Annotated in this window: 9 protein-coding genes; 3 read left to right on the top strand and 6 right to left on the bottom strand. The window is 64.6% G+C overall.

Annotated elements, in window-relative coordinates:
* Nucleotides 1–33 precede the first annotated feature (33 nt).
* On the top strand, nt 34–747 hold the full coding sequence (locus AC0IW9_RS23155) for a response regulator transcription factor (protein ID WP_471650673.1): 714 nt from the start codon (nt 34–36) through the stop codon (nt 745–747).
* A gap of 80 nt (nt 748–827) precedes the next feature.
* Nucleotides 828–1,058 carry a hypothetical protein gene (locus AC0IW9_RS23160; protein ID WP_471650674.1) on the top strand — a complete coding sequence of 77 codons (231 nt, stop codon included), beginning with the start codon at nt 828–830 and terminating at the stop codon, nt 1,056–1,058.
* Nucleotides 1,059–1,362: 304 nt separating this feature from the next.
* Here AC0IW9_RS23160 and AC0IW9_RS23165 read toward each other — a convergent pair whose 3' ends face one another.
* Entirely contained in the window at nt 1,363–1,710 is a 348-nt protein-coding gene (locus AC0IW9_RS23165; protein WP_471650675.1) for a hypothetical protein, read from the bottom strand.
* A gap of 276 nt (nt 1,711–1,986) precedes the next feature.
* Between AC0IW9_RS23165 and AC0IW9_RS23170 the strand changes: the two genes are divergently transcribed.
* Nucleotides 1,987–2,679 (top strand): hypothetical protein, encoded by a 693-nt coding sequence (locus AC0IW9_RS23170; RefSeq protein ID WP_471650676.1) that lies wholly within the window; start codon nt 1,987–1,989, stop codon nt 2,677–2,679.
* Between the two features lie 105 nt (nt 2,680–2,784).
* Here the strand turns inward: AC0IW9_RS23170 and AC0IW9_RS23175 are convergent, their stop codons facing one another.
* The 5 genes from AC0IW9_RS23175 to AC0IW9_RS23195 all read right to left on the bottom strand — a co-directional run bounded on the left by AC0IW9_RS23175 (nt 2,785) and on the right by AC0IW9_RS23195 (nt 5,865).
* Nucleotides 2,785–2,979: a hypothetical protein gene (locus AC0IW9_RS23175; RefSeq protein ID WP_471650677.1), complete on the bottom strand. Its 195-nt coding sequence runs from the start codon at nt 2,977–2,979 to the stop codon at nt 2,785–2,787.
* Nucleotides 2,979–3,197 (bottom strand): hypothetical protein, encoded by a 219-nt coding sequence (locus AC0IW9_RS23180; protein WP_471650678.1) that lies wholly within the window; start codon nt 3,195–3,197, stop codon nt 2,979–2,981. The genes AC0IW9_RS23175 and AC0IW9_RS23180 overlap by 1 nt, the downstream gene beginning before the upstream one ends.
* Nucleotides 3,194–3,643 (bottom strand): DUF5681 domain-containing protein, encoded by a 450-nt coding sequence (locus AC0IW9_RS23185; RefSeq protein ID WP_471650679.1) that lies wholly within the window; start codon nt 3,641–3,643, stop codon nt 3,194–3,196. Before AC0IW9_RS23185 ends, AC0IW9_RS23180 begins: the two co-directional genes overlap by 4 nt.
* A gap of 177 nt (nt 3,644–3,820) precedes the next feature.
* Nucleotides 3,821–5,221 carry a phage/plasmid primase, P4 family gene (locus tag AC0IW9_RS23190; RefSeq protein ID WP_471650680.1) on the bottom strand — a complete coding sequence of 467 codons (1,401 nt, stop codon included), beginning with the start codon at nt 5,219–5,221 and terminating at the stop codon, nt 3,821–3,823.
* Nucleotides 5,221–5,865 (bottom strand): DUF7146 domain-containing protein, encoded by a 645-nt coding sequence (locus AC0IW9_RS23195; protein WP_471650681.1) that lies wholly within the window; start codon nt 5,863–5,865, stop codon nt 5,221–5,223. Before AC0IW9_RS23195 ends, AC0IW9_RS23190 begins: the two co-directional genes overlap by 1 nt.
* Between the last annotated feature and the right edge of the window lie 135 nt (nt 5,866–6,000).

Consider the following 6,000-nt stretch of genomic DNA (forward strand, 5'->3'; position numbering starts at 1 on the left):
GCGTGGCACCGCAGGTAACCCCCGGAGCACCCCATGTCCGCTCTCCGCCGCATCCTGATCATCGAAGACGACGCCGCCCTCCGCGCCACCATGGCCGAGCAGATCCTCTCCGGCGGTGAGTTCAGCGCCGATGAAGCCGAAAGCGCCGCGGAAGCCGAAGGCCTGCTGGCCAGCGAGCACGCCCGCTACGACGCCATCCTGCTCGACGTCGGCCTGCCCGACAGCGACGGCCGCGATTTCTGCGCCAAGCTGCGCCGCGACGGCCGCCAGATGCCGGTCATCATGGTCACCGGCGCCGATGCCGAAGGCGACGTCGTCCGCGGCCTCGACGCCGGCGCCAACGACTACCTCGCCAAGCCCTTCCGCCTGCCGGAGCTGCTGGCTCGCGTCCGCGCCCAGCTACGCACCTTCGACAACTCGGAAAGCGCCGCCTTCCTGATCGGGCCTTACGTTTTTCGCCCCAGCGTCCGCCTGCTGCAGGAGCCGGCTTGCAACCGCAAGGTCCGCCTGACCGACAAGGAATGCGGGATCCTGAAGTTCCTCTACCGCGCCGGCGGCAAGGCCGTGTCGCGGCAGACCCTGCTGAACGAGGTCTGGGGCTACAACAGCAACGTAGCGACCCATACCCTTGAGACGCACATGTACCGCCTACGGCAGAAGATCGAGGCCGACCCGGCGCAGCCCCGGCTGCTGCTGACCGAGACTGGTGGATACCGGCTCGATGCCATCAGCCGCGGTGCGGCGTAGGCGCCACGGTCCAAGCTCAGGATATCCTGGCCTGCTGCAATGATCGCGGGCCAGGATGAGCAATACGGGAGTGGCCTATCATGGCGTCACTGACCAACCAGCCTGCGACAGGCCCCAGCACTATGTGGCATCCCATAAGCACGGTGCCGGGCGAGCAGGTTCAGGCCTGGGTTCGCTGGCACGACAACAGCGAAGGCATTACCTTTCTCGCTGCTGGCCGTGATGAGACGTGGTGGCACAGCCAGGGGGCCACGCATTGGCGATTGGTCACGACGGCCGAAGCCGCCGCCTATAACAAGCCAGGCCGCTAGCCGCACGGGCGTCCTATCTGCGCTTGCAGGCGCAACGCCAAGCCCACGCGCTGAGGGGTCCAGGGGCACTGCAAAGGCGTTCGGCTGCCAGATGCGTTTAAGTAGGCTGCGATAGCAGCATTCGTCGTCGCACCAGCGTCCCGTGCCTGTTGAATTAGCGCCGCTGTAGCGGTGGCGTGTGCTGCCGCGCGAGATTGACGAACGGCAATACTGGTAGCTCGGGCAGCTTCACTGAAGCCCATCACACGGACACCATTCTGCTCATTCTTCGTCATCCACTCTTCCATCGTTGCTGCCAACAGAATTATTTGGAACCACCGCCAAACACCTCCCGCCACAGCCCATCCAACCACTGCACTTGGTCCGCCGGCAGCCGCACCGACACCGCCTGCCCATGCAGCCACTGGCGGAGCTGCTCGAGCCGGACACGGTCCTTCATGGTCATCGCCAACTGTCCGGCCAGCAGCGCAATCTGCTTTCGTGCAGTGCGTGGCGCCAAGCTGGCAAAGGTAAAGGCCGGCGCGGACTGACGCATGCCCTCGCCTGAGACCAGCGCCGCGAGGTCGTGCCAGTCCATGCCTCCGCGCTGCAGCGTCTGGCCAATTGCCCGGGCCGTCGCCATTACCTTGCCCGGCTGATCGCTCGCGATCATCTTGGCCAGCCGGTATCAGCGCGCCATGCCCGAAGTCCCCCAACCAGCTGCCTTCAATGCCAGATACCGCACGCGATGACCTCGAGAAAACATAACCAAAAAAATAAACTGGCCGAGACAAATACAACCTTCAATCACCACATAATCGGTTGGTTGCTAACTATCTCGCCTGTTTCACCAACGCACCCTTCAAAACCATATCGGATCGTGCCGAATTCCATGGACAGCACAGAAGTTCTCGGATTTCCATTACGGAAATAGACAGGGATGAGAGCAGTGGCTACCAAGAAGCAGGCTGACCAAGCCTTTCATCTGGCGCAAGGTTATTTTGAAAGCGGCTTGAAATCCAGCAACAAGAAATATAACTCTCAACGGTTCGAAGTTGCACAGACCATCTTCCTGATGAAAAACACTGGTCTCGAATGGGAAGCTGCACAAAAAAGGATCGACGACCGGAATATCAACCAAGCGCTTTCAAAGCAGGCTCAACTGGCGTCCAACTTCCGCGGGACTACGCCGATCAAAGCCGGCGACGCCTTGTGCAAAAGCGGGTCAACGGCCGGAAACTGTGGGCAAATGGCGGCCGTGGCCATGTCGTTCGCAGCCGAGGCTGGCGTCGCGGAAACCGACATGTGGCTCGTCACTGTTAGAAACACCAATACTATGATCTATGGTGGCCCGATGGCCTTCGCCCATAGTTATGCTGAATTGGGCACTGAGGATGATGCGGGTGGGCCCTTCGTCGTCGATCCCTGGGCCAATATCAGCTGCTCCCTCGCGCACTACCCAGAAATGCTCAAGGCGAAGCTCAACAAATGGCATGCCCAGGGCAAACGGATCGCCGTGGACTGTCCCGGCGTCAACCCAATGGCCTATTGGACGAATGCCAATGACGACGCCATCCTTAGCCTGTTGGCGCCCAATCGACACCGCGAAGCCATTCCGGGCAATGGCATCATTGGTGCCTGATAATCGGCTGCGCAGCGTGTCGCGGATGCAGCAGCACGTGCACCGCACCGCGGCCGGTCCTGGCAGCCTCCAGCCGCGCCAGGCGCTGGTACAGTCCTCGCTCCGTCATTCTCCGGGACCGAACGTGCCGAGGGTGATGATGACCAGGTGAGCGTCAGGCGGCGCGCCCTGGCTGCCGAAGTGCCGTGTCATGGCTTGCTCTCGCGTCTCGCAAAGCCCCTGGTAGACCATCACCGTCTGCCACTTCGGCTGGGTCCCAGCTTTGCGCTCGAGCGCCTGCAGCCTCACCTTCATCCCCATCAGAAGCCGGCCTCCGAACCGGGCACAGCCTGCTGTGGCAGCCAGGTGAAGATCGTCACCGTCGTGCCGGCAGGAACATCGGCGGCGCCGAAATGGCGGGCCACAACCGTCTCCTCATCCTCGCCGGGCATCTGGAACAGGTAGACGGTCTCAGCACCGATACCCACCTTGGTCTCCAGCGCCGCCAGCCGGCGGGTCAGGCTCTCACCAGTGCTCATGGGCTTGTCCTTTCCTCGAGTGCTGCAATCCGCTCCGCCAGATCCTGCGTCTCGATCGTCCGGCGCTGGATCTCGACCACGCTGGCCACCGCCTGCGCCTCCTCCGGCGTGAGCTCGCCCGCTGCCACCGCATCCACAATCGCCGCGACGGCCTTCACTGCGTCAGCCACGGCGTTGATCGGCGGCAAGTCAAAGTCGACCACCCTGCCCTTTCGCTCTGGCCAGAGCCGGCGCAGCAGGATCTCCGAGGCCCGCATGTCGCCGCCCTTGGCGGCGGTGATGACCGCCTCCAGCACCTCCTTCGAGGCCTCCTCGCCGATCGCATCGAGGGCGATCAGGGCCCTGTGCCGGGTGCCGCGGGGCTTCCCAGCAGGGTTGCCCGACTGGCCTGGCTGAAACCGCCCGCCTTTCTGTTTGGGGTCTGCATTTTCAGGCTCGGCGGTCACGGCGAGGCTCCTTGGTAAAGCGATGCAGGCAGAGGTCCGACCGACCACAGAGAGCAGCCATTCGTTTCGCATGCAGGGTTATGCAGGGTTTTATATTTAGACCGTTCGCGCGCGCGCTCGCGCGATACGTAGGAAAAGGGGAACCCTGCATAACCCTGCATAGGCAATGAACTGAGATCACCAAACACCTCCGTCGCTAGGCCGGAGCCGCAGGCCCAAAAACACCATTCCGGCGATGGTCTTCCGCTTGGAATGATGCCGCTCCAGCGAGGCCGAGAACGCCTTGTTCGTGCCAGCCTGCTCGCCTCGCTCCTCCGCCCAGGCTTTCCAATCACGGAACAGGGCGGCGGAAGGTGCTTCATGCCGGAGTTTGGGTTCGCACCGCTCCGCCAGCCACTGTGTCAGCATGTCCTGTTCGGCGAAGTAATCGGAGGTAGCGTCGGCCACGATTTGGGGTCTGCCAAGGCCCTGCTGCTGCCAAGCAAGGCAGCCCTGTATCGCCCAGGCCAGGATGCCGGGGAGCTCTGCACGGAGCCTGTCTGCAAGCCCATGATCCGGGCTCAGCGGCTTGAAGGTAATCGGTAGTAGATGGAGGCGCCGCCGCATGGCCTCATCTGGATTGCGGATGGTAGGCCGGTGGTTGCCAACCATCACCAGCTTGAAGGTAGGGACGAACTCGAAGAAGTCGCCTCGCATGAAGCGGGCAGCGATTTTGTCGCCGCCAGTCAGGGACTTGATCCGGCTTTCGGCCAGGACCCGGCCGGCCTCGGTTTCGGAGGCCACCACTAGACGCGCCCCGCGGAGCGCTGCCAGGTCGGTTGGGTGCCGGTCGTTGTGCGAGACCATGAAGGTCTCCATCGGCGAGGTCGTGGCGTAGTCGCCGAGCATGGCCGCCACGGTATTCAGCAGCACGGTCTTGCCGTTGCCGCCCGGGCCGATGGCGAAGAGGAAGGCGTGCTCTCGGGTCTGCCCAGTCAGCATGTAGCCAGCCCACCGCTGCAGATAGGCCACGGCCTCGGCATCGCCTTGCATAATCTCCGCGAGGAAGGCAAGCCATCGCGGGCAGTCCCCGCTCGGCGCAACAGCAGTGACCTTGGTGGACAAATCCGAGGTTCGGTGCGCCCGCATCCGCCCCGTCTTCAGGTCCACCACCCCGCCCGGAGTGTTTAGCGACCAGGGATCCGCATCGAAGAGGTCGGCACCCCGTGCATGGCGCCGGTCGGCACGGGCCAGGCGCTCGACTGCCGCCACCTTCTGGCCGCTGGCGATCTTGGCCACCCAGCCGCCGCCCTTGGTATTGGCCTCGGCGTGCGCAGCCTGCTCGCGGCAGGCGATCCGCACCAAGTCGAATACGGCGAGCGTGGTATCGCGGGCCCAGCGGCTGCCGTCCCAGCGAAGCCAGTGGCTCCACTCGGGGACGAACAGGAGGCGGCCGGCGTGGGCATCGGAGAATGCCAGGGCGACGGCGTCGTCCGAATACTCGGGCGGCTCGGCGTCGGCTGGCTGACTTGCCTGCGGGGGTATTTCCACCACGCCGGCGTCACGCATGGCGGCTTCAGGAGAGACAATGCCGTCCATCAGGCTGCGCGCTCCCGGCTCAGATCGTTGAAGTCGCCGCGTGGCGGAGTAAGGATGCAGGTCTCGCGGCCGGCCTTGCGCCACCGCGCGGCGCAGGCTTCCGCGGCGTGCAGCCCAGCGCCGCGCGGCATGTCCGGCCCGGTGTACCCGTCTCGGCCGTGGAAGCGTGGGTTGTCCCGATCTGCGAAGATGGTCAGCGCCCCGATGCCGGGCAGGACCGGTAGGGCGGCAATCATCCCGGCCGAGGCCGCGGCCCATACCGGCCGCCAACAGAAGCTCTGCATCACAGCCAGGCTCGTCTCGATGCCTTCGGCCAGGCCGAGCCCCATCGTCACCTCGGCGTCGGGCACCAAGCGTACCAAGCCGGCTTTGCCTGCCATCATCTTCGCCGGCATCGGGCCGGGCGCCTTGGCGCTGCCGTTCTGGGCGAGGAAGGTGCGATGGACGCCGCAGGGTTCGCCTGTCACCGGGTCGGTCATCAGCGCCAGCATGGCGGGCCAGCGTTCCGGACCGCGGGGGCAGCTTGGGTGGAAACGCAGCGGAGCGTCGGGCTCAAGCATGAGGCCGCGGGCAGCGAGGTAGACCGGCACCAGGCTGCCCGGGGCATCGGCGGCCAGGGCCTCCCGCCATAGGCCGCGAGCCATCGGGGCACTGTCCTGGGTGGGAACCTTCACGGAGGCCGCCACAGGGCGCTGTAAGGGCGCTAGAGCGGTTTCCAGCCTGACTGAATCGCTTGTGATCCCACGGGCTGCACGATGGTGATTCAGTTGCCCCTCGGC

The organism is Belnapia sp. AC561, assembly GCF_979252845.1.